This is a genomic window from Kitasatospora sp. NPDC001540 (assembly GCF_042894345.1).
GTDB classification, from domain to species: Bacteria; Actinomycetota; Actinomycetes; order Streptomycetales; family Streptomycetaceae; genus Kitasatospora; species Kitasatospora phosalacinea_C.
Genome location: NZ_JBIAVO010000014.1, coordinates 164,520 through 181,570, shown reverse-complemented (window position 1 = coordinate 181,570; position 17,051 = coordinate 164,520). Strand labels below are relative to the sequence as shown.

13 protein-coding genes are annotated in these 17,051 nt (G+C 75.4%); 8 read left to right on the top strand and 5 right to left on the bottom strand.

From position 1 onward, the window contains the following. The 4 genes from ACFY00_RS18985 to ACFY00_RS18970 all read right to left on the bottom strand — a co-directional run. Nucleotides 1-512 (bottom strand): thiamine pyrophosphate-binding protein (locus ACFY00_RS18985; RefSeq protein ID WP_388032649.1); only part of this gene is annotated, 512 nt, incomplete at its 3' end. Nucleotides 513-774: 262 nt separating this feature from the next. Then, entirely contained in the window at nucleotides 775-2,001 is a 1,227-nt protein-coding gene (locus ACFY00_RS18980) for an MFS transporter (RefSeq protein WP_388032648.1), read from the bottom strand. A gap of 76 nt (nucleotides 2,002-2,077) precedes the next feature. Next, nucleotides 2,078-2,557 carry an RrF2 family transcriptional regulator gene (locus ACFY00_RS18975; protein WP_388032647.1) on the bottom strand — a complete coding sequence of 160 codons (480 nt, stop codon included), beginning with the start codon at nucleotides 2,555-2,557 and terminating at the stop codon, nucleotides 2,078-2,080. Nucleotides 2,558-2,725: 168 nt separating this feature from the next. Then, nucleotides 2,726-3,712: an NADPH:quinone reductase gene (locus ACFY00_RS18970; protein ID WP_388032646.1), complete on the bottom strand. Its 987-nt coding sequence runs from the start codon at nucleotides 3,710-3,712 to the stop codon at nucleotides 2,726-2,728. Nucleotides 3,713-4,017: 305 nt separating this feature from the next. On the opposite strand from ACFY00_RS18970, the gene ACFY00_RS18965 reads away from it, so the two are divergent. After that, nucleotides 4,018-5,247, top strand: coding sequence for an IS701 family transposase (locus ACFY00_RS18965; RefSeq protein ID WP_388032645.1), 1,230 nt, complete (start codon nucleotides 4,018-4,020; stop codon nucleotides 5,245-5,247). Nucleotides 5,248-5,649: 402 nt separating this feature from the next. Here the strand turns inward: ACFY00_RS18965 and ACFY00_RS18960 are convergent, their stop codons facing one another. Continuing rightward, nucleotides 5,650-7,503 carry a helix-turn-helix domain-containing protein gene (locus ACFY00_RS18960; RefSeq protein ID WP_388032644.1) on the bottom strand — a complete coding sequence of 618 codons (1,854 nt, stop codon included), beginning with the start codon at nucleotides 7,501-7,503 and terminating at the stop codon, nucleotides 5,650-5,652. 313 nt (nucleotides 7,504-7,816) lie between these two features. On the opposite strand from ACFY00_RS18960, the gene ACFY00_RS18955 reads away from it, so the two are divergent. The 7 genes from ACFY00_RS18955 to ACFY00_RS18925 form a co-directional block, all read left to right on the top strand. Beyond that, the gene (locus ACFY00_RS18955; RefSeq protein ID WP_388032643.1) at nucleotides 7,817-8,530 is read left to right on the top strand and encodes a 50S ribosomal protein L11 methyltransferase; all 714 of its coding nucleotides are present in this window, start codon (nucleotides 7,817-7,819) and stop codon (nucleotides 8,528-8,530) included. 196 nt (nucleotides 8,531-8,726) lie between these two features. Beyond that, a complete protein-coding gene (gene pabB / locus ACFY00_RS18950) occupies nucleotides 8,727-10,880 on the top strand; it encodes an aminodeoxychorismate synthase component I (protein WP_388032642.1) in 2,154 nt (717 codons plus the stop codon). Nucleotides 10,881-11,205: 325 nt separating this feature from the next. Then, entirely contained in the window at nucleotides 11,206-12,363 is a 1,158-nt protein-coding gene (locus ACFY00_RS18945; protein WP_388032641.1) for a 3-deoxy-7-phosphoheptulonate synthase, read from the top strand. Between the two features lie 238 nt (nucleotides 12,364-12,601). Beyond that, nucleotides 12,602-13,372 carry a 2,3-dihydro-2,3-dihydroxybenzoate dehydrogenase gene (locus tag ACFY00_RS18940; RefSeq protein ID WP_388032640.1) on the top strand — a complete coding sequence of 257 codons (771 nt, stop codon included), beginning with the start codon at nucleotides 12,602-12,604 and terminating at the stop codon, nucleotides 13,370-13,372. 64 nt (nucleotides 13,373-13,436) lie between these two features. Then, on the top strand, nucleotides 13,437-14,066 hold the full coding sequence (locus ACFY00_RS18935) for an isochorismatase family protein (RefSeq protein ID WP_388032639.1): 630 nt from the start codon (nucleotides 13,437-13,439) through the stop codon (nucleotides 14,064-14,066). After that, a complete protein-coding gene (locus ACFY00_RS18930; protein ID WP_388032638.1) occupies nucleotides 14,063-15,970 on the top strand; it encodes an anthranilate synthase family protein in 1,908 nt (635 codons plus the stop codon). The genes ACFY00_RS18935 and ACFY00_RS18930 overlap by 4 nt, the downstream gene beginning before the upstream one ends. 121 nt (nucleotides 15,971-16,091) lie before the next feature. Further along, nucleotides 16,092-17,051: arylamine N-acetyltransferase (locus ACFY00_RS18925; protein WP_388032637.1), on the top strand; the 960-nt coding region annotated here is incomplete at its 3' end.

The window sequence follows — 17,051 nt, the reverse complement described above, 5'->3', positions numbered from 1 at the left end:
ACCCGGGGGATCTCGGCCGGGTCGGTGACCAGGTAGTTGTGCTTGGTGATCGGCATCGTGATGCCGCAGATGTCCGCCTCCTGGAAGGCGTCCGTACCGATCATGGTCGAGGGCACCTGGCCGGTGATCGCGACGATCGGCACCGAGTCCATGTACGCGTCGGCGATCGGGGTGACCAGGTTGGTCGCGCCCGGGCCGGAGGTCGCCATGCAGACGCCGACCCGGCCGGTGGCCTGCGCGTAGCCGGTCGCGGCGTGGCCCGCGCCCTGCTCGTGCCGGACCAGGACGTGCCGGAGCCTGGTGGAGTCCATCAGCGGGTCGTAGGCCGGCAGGATCGCACCACCCGGGATGCCGAACACGGTGTCCACCCCGACCGTCTCCAGCGAGCGGACCAGGGCCTCCGCCCCGGTCAGGTACGCGCCCTCGAAGGACGGGAGGAAGGGGTCGGCCGGGGGCCGGCCGGGAGCCGGGACGACGGCCGCGGCGGCGGGGGAGTCGGTGAGCTGGGTCATCGGGACAACCTCTGAGTTTCGTCGACGGGAGTCCGCGGCGGGCGCGGACGGGCTGTCCCGGCCGGGGCCGGTGGTGGTACGCGGTGCCCGGAACGGCCGGGGTGTCGTGTCGGCGAAACCGGAACGGCAGGGTCTCTCTCCGTTCCGGCCGTCGGTCGTCGCGCGCTGAGGGGTGTTTCAGCCGGGGGTGCGACGCCGTACCGTCAGGAAGGGGGCCCCGGCGGCCGTGCTGTGCGGGTGGCCGCCGGAACCGGACGCGGCGTCAGCCCTGGTGGGCGGGCGCCGCGGAGCGCTGGGTGAGCAGCAGGAACAGCAGGGCGGCGGCGGCGATCGCCGCGCCCAGCCCGTACACGGCCGCGGCACCGGCCCCGAGGGTGGCGCCCCCGATGACCGTGCCCAGGCCGATGCCGAGGTAGATGGACGAGGAGTTGAGCGACACCACCAGCGGAGCCTCCTGCGGCGCGACCGCGATCAGGCGGTGCTGCTGCGGCGGCGTCTGGCACCAGCTGCTGGCGCCCCAGAGCAGCACCAGCAGGCCGACCAGCGGCTTGACGGAGGTCTCCGTCCAGGCCAGCCAGGCCAGCACGCCCAGCGACAGCACCATGGCCAGGTAACCCACCGTCAGGACCTTCGTGGAACCCCAGCGGTCGGTGCCGTACCCCGCGCCCAGGTTGCCGATCACCGCGCCCAGACCGTACAGGAACAGCATCCACAGCACGGCCTTCTCGGGGATCGCGACCGCCTCCAGCGCGGGCACGCTGTAGGCGTACGCGGTGTAGCTGGCGCCCATGCCGAGGATCGTCAGCGGCAGCACGGCGAGCACGGCCGGACGCCGGAGCACCGCCAGCCGGGTGCGCAGCGGCACCCGGACGTTGCCGGGCAGGTGCGGCATGATCAGCCGCAGCACGACGGCCACCAGCAGGCACAGCCCCGCGACGGTGCCCAGCGCGGCGCGCCAGCCCAGCCAGTGGCTGGCGGCGCTGCCCAGCGGCACGCCGAGCGCGGTGGCGACGGTCAGGCCGCCGATCACCACCGCCAGGGCGCGGGCCCGCAGTTCGGGCCGCACCAGCGAGGCGCTGACCGCACCGGCGTTGGGCGTGTAGGCGGCGGCGCCCGCGGCGGCCAGCACCCGGCTGACGATCAGCACCGCCATCGTCGGGGCCAGCGCGGAGAGCAGGTTGGCCAGGCCCAGGGTGAACAGGGCGCCGACCAGCAGGCTGCGCCGGGGCAGCCGGGCCAGCACGGTGGCCAGCACCGGGGAGAGCACGGCGTAGGACGCGGCGAAGACGGTCACCGACTGGCCGGCCGTGGCCGCCGAGACGTGCAGGTCCTCGGCCATGGACGGCAGGAAGCCGGCCACCACGAAGGCGTCCGTTCCGACGGCGAAGGTGCCCAGGGCCAGGATCAGGGTGGAGGACAGACCACCCTGGGGCGGTGCGCCGGCCTCGGGCGGGGCCGTGCGCCCGGCCTTAATCGAGACATCGGACATCCGGATTCTCCTCGTGGATCGGTGCAGGTGCGGGTGCAGGTGCAGTTCGGGGGTGGTGCGGGCGGGGCGCGGCGGGTCAGCCGGTCATGCGGGCGTAGTGGCGGCGCGCGCGTTCGGCGGCGCCCGGCGGTGCGGAGGCCATCAGGTCGGCCACCGTCTGGTCGGCGAGCTCGCGCCGCCACGCCAGTTCGGCCCGGCGGACCGCGGTGGCCACCCCGCAGGGCCGGGCGAACTCGCGGGGGAGGGCCCCGCCGCCCTCGCCGCGCCGACGGATCTCGGTGCAGCGGAAGACGTCGTCGGGCCCCTCCAGGGCGGTCACCACGTCCATCAGCGTGATCTGCTCGGGGCGGCGCCCCAGCCGGAAGCCACCCCGTGGGCCCGGGGTGGAGCTGAGCACCCCGGCCCGCACCAGCGCCTGCAGGCGCTTGTTCAGGTACGCCGGCGGCAGGTCGAACCAGGCGGCCAGCCGGGCGGTGGGCACCGGCCGGTCGGCGTCGATCCACGCGAGCGTGAGGCAGCAGTGCAGCCCCCACTCGACTCCCTCTCCCATCCGCATATTCAGGACACTACACATCCAGAATCGATGAGGCACGCCGAACGCCCGAGTTGCCGAAAAATATGTCAAGTCCGAGCGGACGTCCGGGGTGGGGACGGGAGGCGGGGGACGGGATGCGGGGGGCTGGGCGGGGACGGGAGGGGGACGGGAGGCGGGGGCCGGGGCCGGTCAGGCCGGGTCGCCGGGACGCAGCACCACCCGCCGACCGTGCAGCTCGCCGCGCTCCATCCGGCCGTGCACCCGCGCCGCCGCGCTCAACGGCAGCACCTCCACCGCCCGGGGCCGCAGCCGACCGGCGGCCAGCAGGCGGTTCACCGCGGCCGCCGCCTCGGCGAGCTCGGCGGTGGTGGCGTGCGAGATGACGAAACCCGCGATCGAGCAGTCCTTCATGTACAGCGGCCCGACCGGCAGCACCGGACGGGAGGCGGCACCCGCCAGCAGCACGATCCGGCCGCGCGGGGCCAACAGGTCGACGGCGGCGGCCAGGTCGTTCGCCCCGGAGGTGTCCAGGTGCAGGTCCACCCCGTCCGGACAGGCCTCGGCCAGCCGCTCGGCCAGCGCCGGATCGCGGTAGTCCAGCGCCACCTCGGCACCCGTCTCCCGGCAGTACGCCAGGTCCCGGGCCGCCGCGGTGGCCACCACCCGGGCCCCCGCGTCCACCGCGAGGGCCACCAGCGCGGCCCCCACGTTCCCGGCCGCGCCGCACACCAGCACCGTCTGTCCCGCCCGCAGCCCCCCGTGCGTGAACAGGCCCAGGTAGGCCGTCGCCGCCGGATGCACCACCGCCACCGCCCGCACCGGGTCGACCCCGGCGGGCAGGTGGTACAGGCGGTCCGCCGGGACGGCCGCCCGCTCGGCCGCCGCGCCCTGGCGCCCCGCGTGGCCCAGGCTGTTGCTCCACACCCGGTCGCCCACCGCGAAACCGCTCACCAGCGGGCCGACCGCGGCGACCGTGCCGACCAGGTCGCGGCCCACCACGAACGGGAACTCCAGCGCGGTGCGGAACACCCCCGAGCGCACGAAGGTGTCGACCGGGTTGACGGTGGTCGCGACCACGTCCACCAGCACGTCCGCCGGACCGGGCCGGGGTGCCGGAAGGTCGCCGTACCGGATGTCCTCGGGCGCGCCGAGGGTCTCGATGAAGGCTGCTCGCATGCCCGCAGAGTCTTCCACCGGGCCGGGCCCGGGCCGCGGATCGGACCGGTTGTCCGTCAACTCGCGGGCCCGGTCCCCCACCCCCTGATGGTCCTGACACACCCGGGCCCGCCCGCACCCTCCCGCCCGCCACCTGCGGCCCCGCCGACCCGCCCGCGGCACCCCGCACCGGCCCGGCACCCGGTGGTCCCGCCATAGGCGCGTCCGGCAGCCGTGTGACCGGTGCACCTGGGCCGGGCGGCGAACGGCTGCCTAACGTCGGAGCATCCGAACCAGGCACTGCCACGTGGAGGTTGGAGATCTCGATGAGCGACTTCGCCCCGCACCTGAGGGACACGCTCGCGCCCGGTCGTTCTCGGTTGCTCGACAGCTCCCATGACATCATCCTCTCCGAACTGAGTGCGGTGCTCTTCGCATCCCTGCCCAGAGCCGACCAGCGCCGCAAGGGCACGGAGTACCTGCGCGGCCTGCTCGGCGCACAGGGCCGCAAGTCGGTCCGCAACATCGCCCGCCTGATCGGCGGGCAGGCCACCGAACAGAACCTGCACCACTTCATCAGCAGCTCCACCTGGGACTGGGACCCGGTGCGCGCCGCCCTCGCCCACTACCTGCGCACCGTCGCCCCGCCGCAGGCCTGGGTGGTCCAGCAGACCGTCATCCCGAAGGCGGGCGAGCACTCGGTCGGGGTGGACCGCCAGTTCATCTCCTCGGTCGGCCAGGTGCTCAACGCCCAACAGGCGGTCGGCGTCTGGTCGGCCTCCCCGGACGTCAGCATGCCGGTCAACTGGCGGCTGCACCTCTCCCGGGCCTGGCTGGACGACGTGCCCCGGCGCAGCCAGGCGGCCATCCCGGCCAGCGTCACCAGTCGCACCCTGGAGGACTGCGCCGTCGAAGCGGTGACCGAACTCACCGCGGACTGGCGGCTGCCCACCCTGCCGGTGGTGATGGACGTCCGGGAACTCGACGGCGCGAAGGCGATGAACCTGCTGCGCGCGGCCGGGCTGCCGTTCGTGCTGCGGATCGCCAGCACCCTGCCGCTCCGCCCGGCCGAGAGCCTCGCGGGCACCTCCGGCGGCGAGCTGGTGCCGGCCCACCGGATCGCCGGCGCCTGGAGCGACCGCCGCCGGGTGGTCACCTGGCACGACCCCGACCGGGAGGGCGGCCCGGCCGCCGCCCTGGTCGGCGCCGTACGCGTCCGGGCCGCCGGCGACCCCGCCCGCGTCGGAACGGCCCGGCGACTGGCCGGGGGCGGCGGCCTGCTGCTGCTCGGCACCGGCTCGCCCGGTCGGCGCTGGCCGCAGGAACTGTGGCTGACCGACCTGCCGGACCTGCCCCCGGCGCAACTGTTCCGGCTCAGCCAGCTGATCGGCCGGGTGGAGCGCGACTTCGAGGAGATAGCCGACCGCACCGGCATCCGCGACTACGCGGGCCGCTCGTTCAACGGCTGGCACCGCCACGTCACCCTGGCCTCCGCGGCCCACGCGGTGGCGGCCCTCGCCCACACCGACGGGCGGACCTTGCGGCGGGTGAGCTGAGGGGTCGGTGGGGCGGCGGGGCGCTGCGGCTGGCGGGCGCCGATGGTTCGTCGGTCGGCGAAGTGTCGAGGCCGGGCGACGATGCTTCGCTGGCGAGCGAACTGTCGACCGCGCCCCGCCTACACTTCGTCGGTCGGCGAACCGTTGTCCGCTGGACGCCGACAGTTCGTCGGTCGGCGAAGCGTTGACGTCGGCACGCTGATGCTTCGTCGGCTGACGAAGTGTCGACGTCGAGCGTCCGCACTCCGTCGGTCGGCGGGCGCCATGGTTCGTCGGTCGGCGAAGTGTCGGGCTCGAGCGCCGATGCTTCGCCGACGAGCGAACTGTCGACAGAGCTCCGCCCACACTTCGTCGGACGGCGAACCGTTGCTGCCGTCCGTCGCCCGCCCGCCGGGTGGGGTGTCAGAGGGGGACGCCGTCGCGGGTGATGATCTCGCGGACCCGGGCCAGGCGTAGGGCCAGTTGGACCTCCAGGGCCTGGGCCGGGTCCTGCCAGGCGGGGCCGAGGAGTTCGCCGATCCGTTCCAGGCGGCGGGCGACCGTGTTGGGGTGGACGTGCAGTTTCTGGGCGGCCCGGGTCGGGCTGCCGCCGGTTTCGAAGTAGGCGTCCAGGGTGCGGACCAGGTCGGTGAAGCGCTGCTTGTCGTAGTCGAGCACCGGGCCGATCACCGACTCGACGAAGGAGGGGACGTCCCGGGTGTCCGCGAGCAGCAGGCCGAGGAAGCCCAGTTCGTCGGGGGAGGCCGAGCGGCCAGTGACGTTCAGGGCGGCCATCGAGTCCAGGCAGCGCAGCGCCTCCTGGTAGCAGTGGTAGACCGAGGGGGCGTCGGAGACCGGGCCCGCCCCGGCGACCGTCACCGGTTCTCCCAGTTGGGGTGAGAGCTCGTCGAGGACGGCGCGGGCGGTCGCTCCGGGGGCGGTGCCGGGCAGGAGCAGGACCACGTCGCCCTCGTGCATCGCCCACAGCCCGTTGCGCCGCTGCGCCAGGCCGGTCACCAGGGCGCGGGCCCGGCCGGCCGCGCGGGCTTCCGGCCGGACCACCACGACCAGGTGCGGGACGGACAGGTCGATGCCCAACCGGCGGGCCCGTTCCTGGAGTTGCTGCGGCGGTCGGCGCGTGCCGGAGAGCAGGTCCTCCAGCAGTTCGTCGTGGGTGCGCCCGCGGACGGCGGCCGGGTCGCCGGTGCGCAGCAGGTGGACGGCGACCGTCTGGGCGGCGATCCGGAGCAGGTCCTCGTCGTGCCCGTCCGCAGCGGTGCCGGGCCGGGCGACCACGCTGCCGAGCACCTCGCCCCCGGCGGTGGCGTGGACCGCCCACAGGCCGTCCGCGGTGCGCACCGGGTGTTTGGCGGCCTGCGCCTCGGCGGCGGCCGCGTCGCTCTCGGGGAGGCGGCCGACCGCCGCGAGCACGCTGCCGTCCGCGGCGTGGACGCGCAGCGGGCCGTCCAGGTGGTGGCCGAGCAGTTCGACCAGCGGCTGCAACTCGTCCTCGGTGAGGGCGCGTTCGAGCAGTTCGTGATGGGCGCGCCGGTGCTCGGCCAGCTCCCGCAGCGTCTCGGTGGTGCGCTGGTGCTCCCGTTCCAGGGCGCGCAGCGCGGCCCGGGACTCCTCCAGGGCCTCGGTCTGTCCGGCGGCCAGGCCGACCAGTTCGCCGAGCAGGCTGGCGGTGGCGATCTCCTCGGGCGTGTAGTGCCGCACGTTGCGGTCGGCGATGTACAGCGCGCCGAACGGCTGGGTGCCCCGGCTGAGCGGGACGGCCATGACCGAGCGCAGCGTCTCGGCCCGGACCACCTCGTCGATGTCCTCGTGGTGCCGGAACCGGTCGTCGTCCAGGTAGTCGGGGGTCCACACCGGTGCCAGGTTGTGGACGGCCGAGTGGCCGAGCCCGGCGTCGCCGCGCAGCCGCAGGCCGACGTTGAGGGTCGAGGTGTGGCCGTCGGAGGCCCGGATGTGGGCCATGCCGGGCTCGGGGCCGGGGAAGCTGACGTACGCCATGTCGGAGCCGAGCAGCAGGCGTGCGCGCCGGGTGGCGACCTGGAGCACGCCGTCCAACGAGGTGGGTACGAGCAGGTCCTGAGCGGCGCTCAGGAGCGCGGACAGGCGGACTTCGCGCTGCTGGCGTGCGCCCCGTTGGGCGCAGATGTCCAGTCCGATCCGCACCGCGCGCTCCAGCGCCACCCGTTCGGACTCCCGCGCGCCCTGGCGCGCGGCCTCGGCGGGCAGTGCTTCGATGTGCGCCACCGGTGCTTCGGTCACCAACAGGTTCAGGACGGTCAGTGCGTCCGGCCGAGTCGAGGCACCTTGCTGAGCCATGCGGGACCCCCACCTGTGACGACGCTCTTTCCGGGCACATGCCAGGTATGAACATGTGTCTATCACGTCACTCTGGGTGCGTGGCAGTCCGAGCCGCATCCTGGACGGTGGACCAGGCACCGCCCGGACCCTCGCGGTGTGTTGCCGGGTCACCTTCCCGGCGGTCCGGCCGGTTTTGCAGGATGAGAAGGGGCCGCCGCAGCGGTGGTCGGGGCGGCAACGCCCTGCTGGCGAGTGAGGGGTACGGGCGCACGCGATGAAGGCACTGCAGGACTACCGGCGTTCCCTGGAGCGCAGCCGGGAGGCGCTCGACGCCCCGGACCGGCCCGCGACCTTCGCCCTCTGCGGCCGCGAATGGGACCTGCTGCCAGGGGTTTTCGCGCCGGTCTACTCGCCCACCACCGAGATCTCGCTGCGCCTGCTCGGCCTGGACGACCCGCGGGCCGCCGGACGCACCGGCTCGTTCCTGGAGATCGGCTGCGGCACCGGCGTGATCGCGGTGGCCGGAGCACTGGCCGGGCACGAACGAGTGGTGGCCGCCGACATCAACGAGGCCGCCGTCCGCAACGCGGAACTCAACGCCCGCCGCCACGGCGTCGCCCACAAGGTCAGCGCCGTGCACAGCGACCTGTTCGCCGACCTCGACCCCCAGGAGCGCTTCGACCTCGTCTACTGGCACTCCAACTACGTGCTCGCACCCGCCGACTACCGCTACCGCACCGTGCACGAACGCGGTTACGTCGACCCCGGCTACGCCGCCCACCGGCGCTTCCTGACCGAGTCGGTCCACCGGGTGACCCCCGAGGGCCGGGTGCTGCTGCACTTCAGCGAACGCGGGAACCTGGAGCGGCTCACCAGCACCGCCCGGCAGTGCGGCCGCTCCTTGCGGGTGGTGCGCGCGGGCCGCTTCGCCGAGGGCGAGCAGCAGGTCGAGCACCTGCTGCTCGAAGTGACCGCGACGGCGGACTAGTTCCGTCGCGACGTCCGCCCGGCCCGACTGCGGCCCCCGCCCGCACCGCCGCGACGCCTGCCCGACCCCGCCTCGGCCACCCGCCCGACCCCACCGCGACGCCCGCCCAGCCCCACCGCGGCCCCCGCCCAGCCGCCACGACCCGCCCCGCCGGGGCGGGCACCACCGCCGGACACGGCTCCTGACGGGAAGAAACGTGCGCACCCTGCTGATCGACAACTACGACTCGTTCACCTACAACCTCTTCCACTACCTCGCCGAGGTGAACGGCCGCGAGCCCGAGGTCATCGTCAACAACGACCCGCGCTGGCAGGCCCGCCACCTCGCGGAGTTCGACAACGTCGTCCTCTCGCCCGGCCCCGGCGACCCCACCCGCCCCGCGGACTTCGGCATCTGCCGCGACGTGCTGGCGGACGGTGGCCTGCCCACCCTCGGTGTGTGCCTGGGCCACCAAGGTTTGGCCGCGCTGTACGGGGCCAGGGTCGGCCGGGCGCCCGAACCCTTCCACGGCCGCACCTCACCCGTCCGCCACCGCGGCACCGACCTGTTCGAAGGGCTGCCGTCCCCGTTCACGGTCGTCCGCTACCACTCGCTGGCCGCCGACCGGCTCCCCGCCGAGCTGGAGGCCACCGCGTGGACCCCGGACGGCGTCCTGATGGGCCTGCGGCACCGCACCCGCCCGCAGTGGGGCGTCCAGTTCCACCCCGAGTCGATCGGCGGCGAGCACGGCCACGCGCTGCTCGCCAACTTCCGCCGCCTCACCGAGCGCCACGGGACCGAACGCCACGGGCGACGCCCGGCCGCCGCCCGACCCGCCGCCCCCGCCGCGCCCCCGCGCACCGCACCCGCACCCGAACGCCGCCGCCTGCGGGTGCTGACCCGCACCCTGCCGCTGCGCGGCGACGGCGAGGCCGCGTACGCCCGGCTGTTCCGGCACGGCGACCACCCCCACTGGCTCGACTCCACCCGTCCCGACAGCGCCGACGGCCGCTACTCGATCATGGGCGACGCCTCCGGGCCGCTCGGCCGGGTGGTCCGCGCCGACGCCTGGGCGGGCACCCTCGAGGTCCGCACCACCACCGGCACCCGCACCGTCCGCTCCGGGCTGCTCGACTGGCTGGAGAACGACCTCGCCGCGCTCGACGTCCAACTGCCCGAGCTGCCCTTCGACTTCGCCCTCGGCTGGGTCGGCTACCTCGGCTACGAACTGAAGGCCGAGTGCGGCGGCAGCCTGCGGCACCGCTCCGAGGACCCCGACGCCGTCCTCGCCTTCACCACCCGGGCCCTCGTCCTCGACCACGCCACCGGCACCGCCCACCTGCTCTCCCTCGCCGAGGACGGCGCCGAGGACGGCGGCCCGGAGGCCGCCCGCCGCTGGCTGGACCGCGCCGCCCGCGCCCTGGCCACCCTCCCCGCACCGGCCGACCGCGCCGACCGCGCCGAGCCGCCCGTACCGCCCGCGCCCACCGGCACCCCCCGGCCCCGGCACGAACGCACCGACTACCTCGACCTGATCGACGCCTGCACCGAGGAGATCGCGGCCGGCGAAAGTTACGAGATCTGCCTCACCAACATCCTGCGCACCGACGGCCCGCGGGACGCCTGGCAGGACTACCGCTTCCTGCGCCGCACCAGCCCCAGCCCGCTCGGCGCCCTGCTCGACTTCCCCGGCACCGCCGTCCTCAGCACCTCGCCCGAGCGCTTCCTGCGGATCGACCGGCACCGCACCGCCGAATCCCGCCCGATCAAGGGCACCCGCCCCCGCGGCGAGACCCCCGAGCAGGACGCCCGGCTCGCCGCCGATCTCGCCGCCAGCCCCAAGGACCGGGCCGAGAACCTGATGATCGTCGACCTGGTCCGCAACGACCTCGGCCGCTGCGCCGAGACCGGCACCGTCCGGGCCGACGACCTGTTCCGGGTCGAGACCCACGCCCGCGCCCACCAGCTCGTCAGCACCGTCCGGGCCCGGCTGCGCCCCGACAGCTCCGCCGTGCAGTGCGTGCGCGCCGCCTTCCCGCCCGGCTCGATGACCGGCGCCCCGAAGCTCCGCACCATGGAGATCATCGACCGGCTCGAACAGGGCCCGCGCGGCGTCTACTCCGGCGTCCTCGGCTACTTCTCGCTCTCCGGCGCGGCCGACCTCAGCGTCGCCATCCGCACCACCGTGATCACCCCCGCCGGGATGCGCTACGGCGTCGGCGGCGCCGTCATCGCGCTCTCCGACCCGGCCGCCGAGTGGGAGGAGACCGTGGTCAAGGCCGCCCCCTTCCTCGCCCTCACCGGCGCCGACGGCCTGGACGCCCCCGTCCCCGCCCCCGCCGACCCGGCCCTGGGCACCGACCTGTCCTGACCCCGCTCCACCCCCGCTCCACCCCCCACCGGCACCGGGCGGCCCCGCCGCCCGGTGCCGGACCCGTCCCCGCCCCCGCTGCGCACCGCCCATCTGACGGAGTCTCCCGTCACCTGATGGAGTATCCGGTTACCTGACGGAGTGCGACGGCGCACGTTGGCCCGGACCGGTGCCACCGCACAGGATCGGCACGAGCCCGGCCGGTGGGACCGCCGGACGGCCCGGCCCGGACCCGCCCGCCACCCGTCCGCGCCGCCCGTCCGGGCCACCCGCCCGCGCCTCCCCGCGCGTCCGAGCCGGACCATCCACGCCCTGGGAGACACCCATGGACACCGCCCCGCCCACCCTGGCGACCCGGCCCGCCCTCCAGCAACCCGACTGGGCCGACCACCCGTTGCTGCCCACCGTCCGCACCGCCCTGGCGGCCCTGCCGCCGCTCGTCGACCCCGCCGACACCGCCGAGCTGCGCACCCGGCTCGCCGAGGCCGCCGCCGGACGCGCCCTCGTCCTGCAGACCGGCGACTGCGCCGAGGACCCCGCCGAGTGCACCGTCGGGGACGTCGCCCGCAAGACCGCCCTCCTCGACGACCTGGCCGAACTCCTCACCGCCACCAGCGGCCTGCCCGTGCTGCGGGTCGGCCGACTGGCCGGCCAGTACGCCAAGCCCCGCTCCCGGCCCACCGAGCAGGTGGACGGCCGCGAGGTCCCGGTCTACCGCGGCCACCTGGTCAACGACCCGGAACCCGACCCCGAACTGCGCCGCCCCGACCCCGGACGCGTCCTGCCCTGCTACCTCGCCGCCGCCGAGACGCTCGCCCACCTCGGCCGCCCCGACCCGGCCCGCCGCCCGCCGGTCTGGGTCAGCCACGAGGCCCTGCTGCTCGACTACGAAGAGCCGCAGCTCCGGACGGCCGCCGACGGCACCACCCTGCTCGCCTCCACCCACTGGCCGTGGATCGGCGAACGCACCCGCGACCCCGAGGGCGCGCACGTCGCCCTGCTCGCCGCCGTCGCCAACCCCGTCGCCTGCAAGATCGGCCCCGGCACCACCCCCGACCAGCTGCGCGAACTCTGCGCCCGGCTCGACCCGCACCGCGAACCCGGCCGGCTCACCCTGATCGCCCGGATGGGCGCCGACCGGGTCGCCGACCGGCTGCCCGCCCTGGTGCGCGCCGCGCTGGACGCGGGCCACCCCGCCGCCTGGCTCACCGACCCGATGCACGGCAACACCTTCACCGCCCCCGGCGGCCTGAAGACCCGGCTGGTCGCCACCGTCGTCCAGGAGGTGCGGCGCTTCCAGGAGGCCGTCCGCGCGGCCGGCGGCACCGCGGCGGGCCTGCACCTGGAGACCACGCCCGACGACGTCACCGAGTGCGCCGACGACGCCTCGGCCGCGCACGTCGGCGACAAGTACACCAGCCTCTGCGACCCCCGGCTCAACCCCGCCCAGGCCCGCACCGTCGTCGCCGCCTGGCGCGCCTGAGCACCTGTACGCCTGAGCACCTGTACGCCTGAGCACCTGGCGCGCCTGCACGCCCGGCCGCCTGCACGCCTCAGCGCCCGGCCGCCTGGCGCGCCCCGCGGGTCCACGACCGCCGGGCGCCCGACCGTCGAGCGCGCGCGCCCCGGGCGCACGCCCCCCGCGCCCGCAGCCGCCGGGCGCGCACCGCACCACCAGCCCACGAGCGGGTCGGCCCCGGCCGACCCGGAGGAGGTCCGCCATGACCGACACCATCGCCCTGGTCACCGGCGCCGCCGGCGGCATCGGCGCGGCCGTCGTCCGCGCCCTGGCCGAACAGGGCACCCCCGTCGCCGCGCTCGACCGCGACGAGGCGGGGCTGCGCAAGGTGGTGGACGAGCTCACCGCCGAAGGGCTCCCCGTCACCGCCCACCCGACCGACGTCAGCGACCGGGAGGCGGTCGACGAGACCGTCGACCGGGTCGAGCGCGAGCTCGGCCCGATCGACCGGCTGGTCAACGCCGCCGGGGTGCTGCGCCTGGGCGAGGTCCGCGACTACTCCGCCGAGGACTGGGCGGCGACCTTCGCCGTCAACGTCAACGGCGTCTTCCACGTCTCCCGCGCCGTCGTCGACCGGATGATCCCGCGCGGGCGCGGCGCCCTGGTCACCGTCGCCTCCAACGCCGCCCGCACCCCGCGCGCCGAGATGGCCGCCTACGCCGCGTCCAAGGCCGCCGCCTCGATGTTCACCAAGAGCCTCGGGCTGGAGGTCGCCAAGTACGGCATCCGCTGCAACCTGGTCGCGCCGGGCTCCACCGACACCCCGATGCTCACCTCGATGTGGCACGACGAGACCGGCCCCGAGGGCACCCTGCGCGGCCGCCCGGAGGCGTTCCGGATCGGCATCCCGCTGAACAAGCTCGCCACCCCCGGCGACATCGCCGCCGCCGTCCTCTTCCTGCTCTCCGACGCGGCGGGCCACATCACCCTGCACGACCTCACGGTCGACGGCGGCGCCGGTCTCGGCGCCTGACCCGCCCCCGGCCCCGCCCTCGCCCCCGCCCCCGCCCCACCGAGCCCACCAGGAGCGTCCACCCATGGCAGGCATTCCGACCATCGAGCCCTACCCGATGCCGACCGCGGGCGACCTGCCCGCCAACACCGTGTCGTGGACCGTCGACCCGGACCGCGCCGTCCTGCTCGTCCACGACATGCAGCGCTACTTCCTCCGCCCCTTCCCGCCGGACGCCTCGCCCGGCCGCGAACTGCTGGACAACACCGTCCTGTTGCGCCACCGGGCGGCCGAACTCGGCGTGCCCGTCGCCTACACCGCCCAGCCCGGCGACATGACGCCCGAACAGCGCGGCCTGCTCCACGACTTCTGGGGCCCCGGCATGCGCACCGACCCCGTCGACCGCGAAGTGGTCGAACCGCTCGCCCCCGGCCCCGACGACTGGCTGCTCACCAAGTGGCGCTACAGCGCCTTCTTCCGCTCCGACCTGCTCGACCGGATGCGCGCCCACGGCCGCGACCAGCTGGTGCTGTGCGGCGTCTACGCCCACGTCGGCGTGCTGATGACCGCCGTCGAGGCCTTCACCCACGACATCCGGACGTTCCTGGTCGCCGACGCCGTCGCCGACTTCGACGCCGCCTCGCACCGCCTCGCCCTCGACTACGCCGCCGCGCGCTGCGCGATGGTCACCACCGCCAAGGAGACGTTCGCATGACCGACCGGACGGCCGAGGCGCTGCTCGACCGGGTCCTGGCCGAGCAGCCGCCCGCCTACGCCCTCCTGCACCGGCCCGAGACCACCGGCCCCGGCACCCTGGACGTCCTGCTCGGCGAGGTCACCACCCCGGCCACCCTGGCCGACGTCCCGCTCAGCACCGGCACCGGCCCGTCCGGCCCGTCCGGCCCCGAGGTCCTCGTCCTGGTCCCGTACCGGCAGCTCGCCGAGCGCGGCTACCAGGCCCCCGACGACGGCGCCCCGCTGCTCGCGCTGACCGTCACCGCGCACGCCACCGTCCCGCTCGCCCAGGCCCTCGCCCGCATCCCCGACCGGCCCACCACCCTCACCGGCGCCCGCTTCGACCTCGACGACGAGGCGTACGCCGACCTGGTTCGCCGGATCGTCACCGACGAGATCGGCACCGGCGAGGGCGCCAACTTCGTGCTGCGCCGCACCTTCCTCGCCGAGATCAGCGACTACACCCCGCACGCCGCGCTGGCCTTCTTCCGCCGCCTCACCGAGCACGAGGCCGGCGCCTACTGGACCTTCCTGGTCCGCACCGGCGAGCGCACCTTCGTCGGCGCCAGCCCCGAACGGCACCTCAGCCTCCACGACGGCACCGCCGTCATGAACCCGATCAGCGGCACCTACCGCTACCCCGCGAGCGGGCCCACCCTCGACGGCGTCATGGACTTCCTCGCCGACCGCAAGGAGGCCGACGAGCTGTACATGGTCGTCGACGAGGAACTCAAGATGATGGCCCGGATCTGCCCGGACGGCGGCCGGGTGGTCGGCCCCTACCTCAAGGAGATGGCCCGGCTCGCCCACACCGAGTACCTGATCGAGGGCCGCACCGACCGCGACCCGCGCGACATCCTGCGCGAGACGCTGTTCGCCCCCACCGTCACCGGCAGCCCGCTGGAGAGCGCCGCCCGGGTCATCCACCGCTACGAGCCCGCCGGACGCCGCTACTACAGCGGCGTCGCCGCGCTGATCGGCCGCGACGGGAACGGCCGACCCGTCATGGACTCCGCGATCCTGATCCGCACCGCCGAGATCGACCCCGCGGGCACCGTCCGGATCGGCGTCGGCGCCACCCTCGTCCGGCACTCCGACCCCGCCTCCGAGGTCGCCGAGACCCGCGCCAAGGCGGCCGGCCTGCTCGCCGCCCTGGAGACCGGCCGCCCCCGCAGCTTCGCCGCCCACCCGCAGGTGCGCGCCGCCCTCGAGCAGCGCAACCGCACCATCTCCGGCTTCTGGCTCGGCCACCAGGCCGCCCGCGCCCGCCCGCACGCCGAACTCGCCGGCCTCCGGGTGCTGGTCGTCGACGCCGAGGACACCTTCACCGCCATGGTCGGCCGCCAACTCGACGCGCTCGGACTGGACGTGACGATCCGCCGGTACGACGAACCGTACGCCTTCGAGGGCCACGACCTGGTCGTGATGGGTCCCGGGCCCGGCGACCCGCGCCGCACCGGCGACCCCAAGATCGCCCACCTGCGCGCCGCCGTCACCGAACTCCTCGCCCGCCGCCGCCCGTTCCTCGCGGTCTGCCTCAGCCACCAGGTGCTCTCCACCCTGCTCGGCCTGGAACTGCGCCGCCGACCGGTGCCCCACCAGGGCGTCCAGTGCGAGATCGACCTGTTCGGCAGCCCGGAACGGGTCGGCTTCTACAACACCTTCGCCGCCCACAGCCCGCACGACACCGCCGAGGTGGACGGGGTCGGCACCGTCGAGATCAGCCGCGACCCGGCCACCGGCGACGTGCACGCCCTGCGTGGCCCGCACTTCGCCTCCACGCAGTTCCACGCCGAGTCCGTGCTCACCCAGGACGGCCTGCGGATCACCGGCGGCCTGATCGCGGGGCTGCTGCGCGCGGCGCACGGGGCGCCGGTGGCCTGATCGCGGCCCCCGCGCGCGGTTGCGGTTCCGGCCCGGCGGGGGGAGGAAGGGAAGGGGCGGGGCGGACGGTCGTCGGCCCCGCCCGGTCGGGTTTCCGGTGGGACGGCGGGAGGACGGGTCGGTGGCGCAGCGGGACGACGAGTGGGGGGCCGCGCTGGTGGACCCCGGGGGCTACCTGGGGCGGATCGGGGTGCTGGGGGCGCTGCCGCCCACGCCGGAGACCCTGCGGCGGCTGCACCGGGCGCACCAGCTGGCGCTGCCGTTCGGGAACCTCGACCCGGCGCTCGGGCGGCCCGTGCCGCTCGAACCGGAGCTGGTGCAGGCCAAGTTGGTGGGGCGCGGGCGGGAGGGCTACTGCTTCGAGCACAACCTGCTGTTCGCCGCCGTCCTGGAGCGCCTCGGCTTCCGGGTCACCCGGCTCGCCGCCCGGGCCCTGCTGAACGCCGACCGGCCGCTGCCCCGCACCCACCTGGTGCTGGTGGTCGCGGCCGGTCCGGCGCGCTTCCTCGCCGACGTCGGGTTCGGCGTCAAGGGTCCGCTGGAGCCGCTGCCGCTGGCCGACGGCGCCCTGCTGCGGGACGGCGCCCGCAGCCACCTGCTGCGCCGCACCGGCAGCGCGCCCGACCGGTGGGACCTCGAACTGCGGGACACCGCGGGGAGGTTGCCGCTGTACCGGTTCGAGGGCGGCCCCGCGCTGCACCAGCCGGACTGCGTGGTGATGAACCACTACACCGCCACCCACCCGCGCTCCCCGTTCACCGGCCGGATCCACCTCACCCGGTTCGCCCCCGGACGGCGGCTCACCCTGGACGGGCGCACCCTCACCGTCGAACGGGCCGACGGCCGGATCGAGACCGCCCGGCTGGGCGACCGGCAGTGCGCGGACGCCCTGGCCGGGGACTTCGGCATCCGGCTGGGCCCGGACGACCTGCGCGCGGTGCTGCGCCTGCTGCCCGCCGCCGACCGAACCCCGGACGCGGGGGGGGGGCCCCCCCCCCCCGCGCCCCCGCCCCCCCCCCCCCGCGGGCGCCCCCCCCGGCGCCCCCCCCCGGCCCCCCCCCCCCGCCGCGGAAAGAGGGGT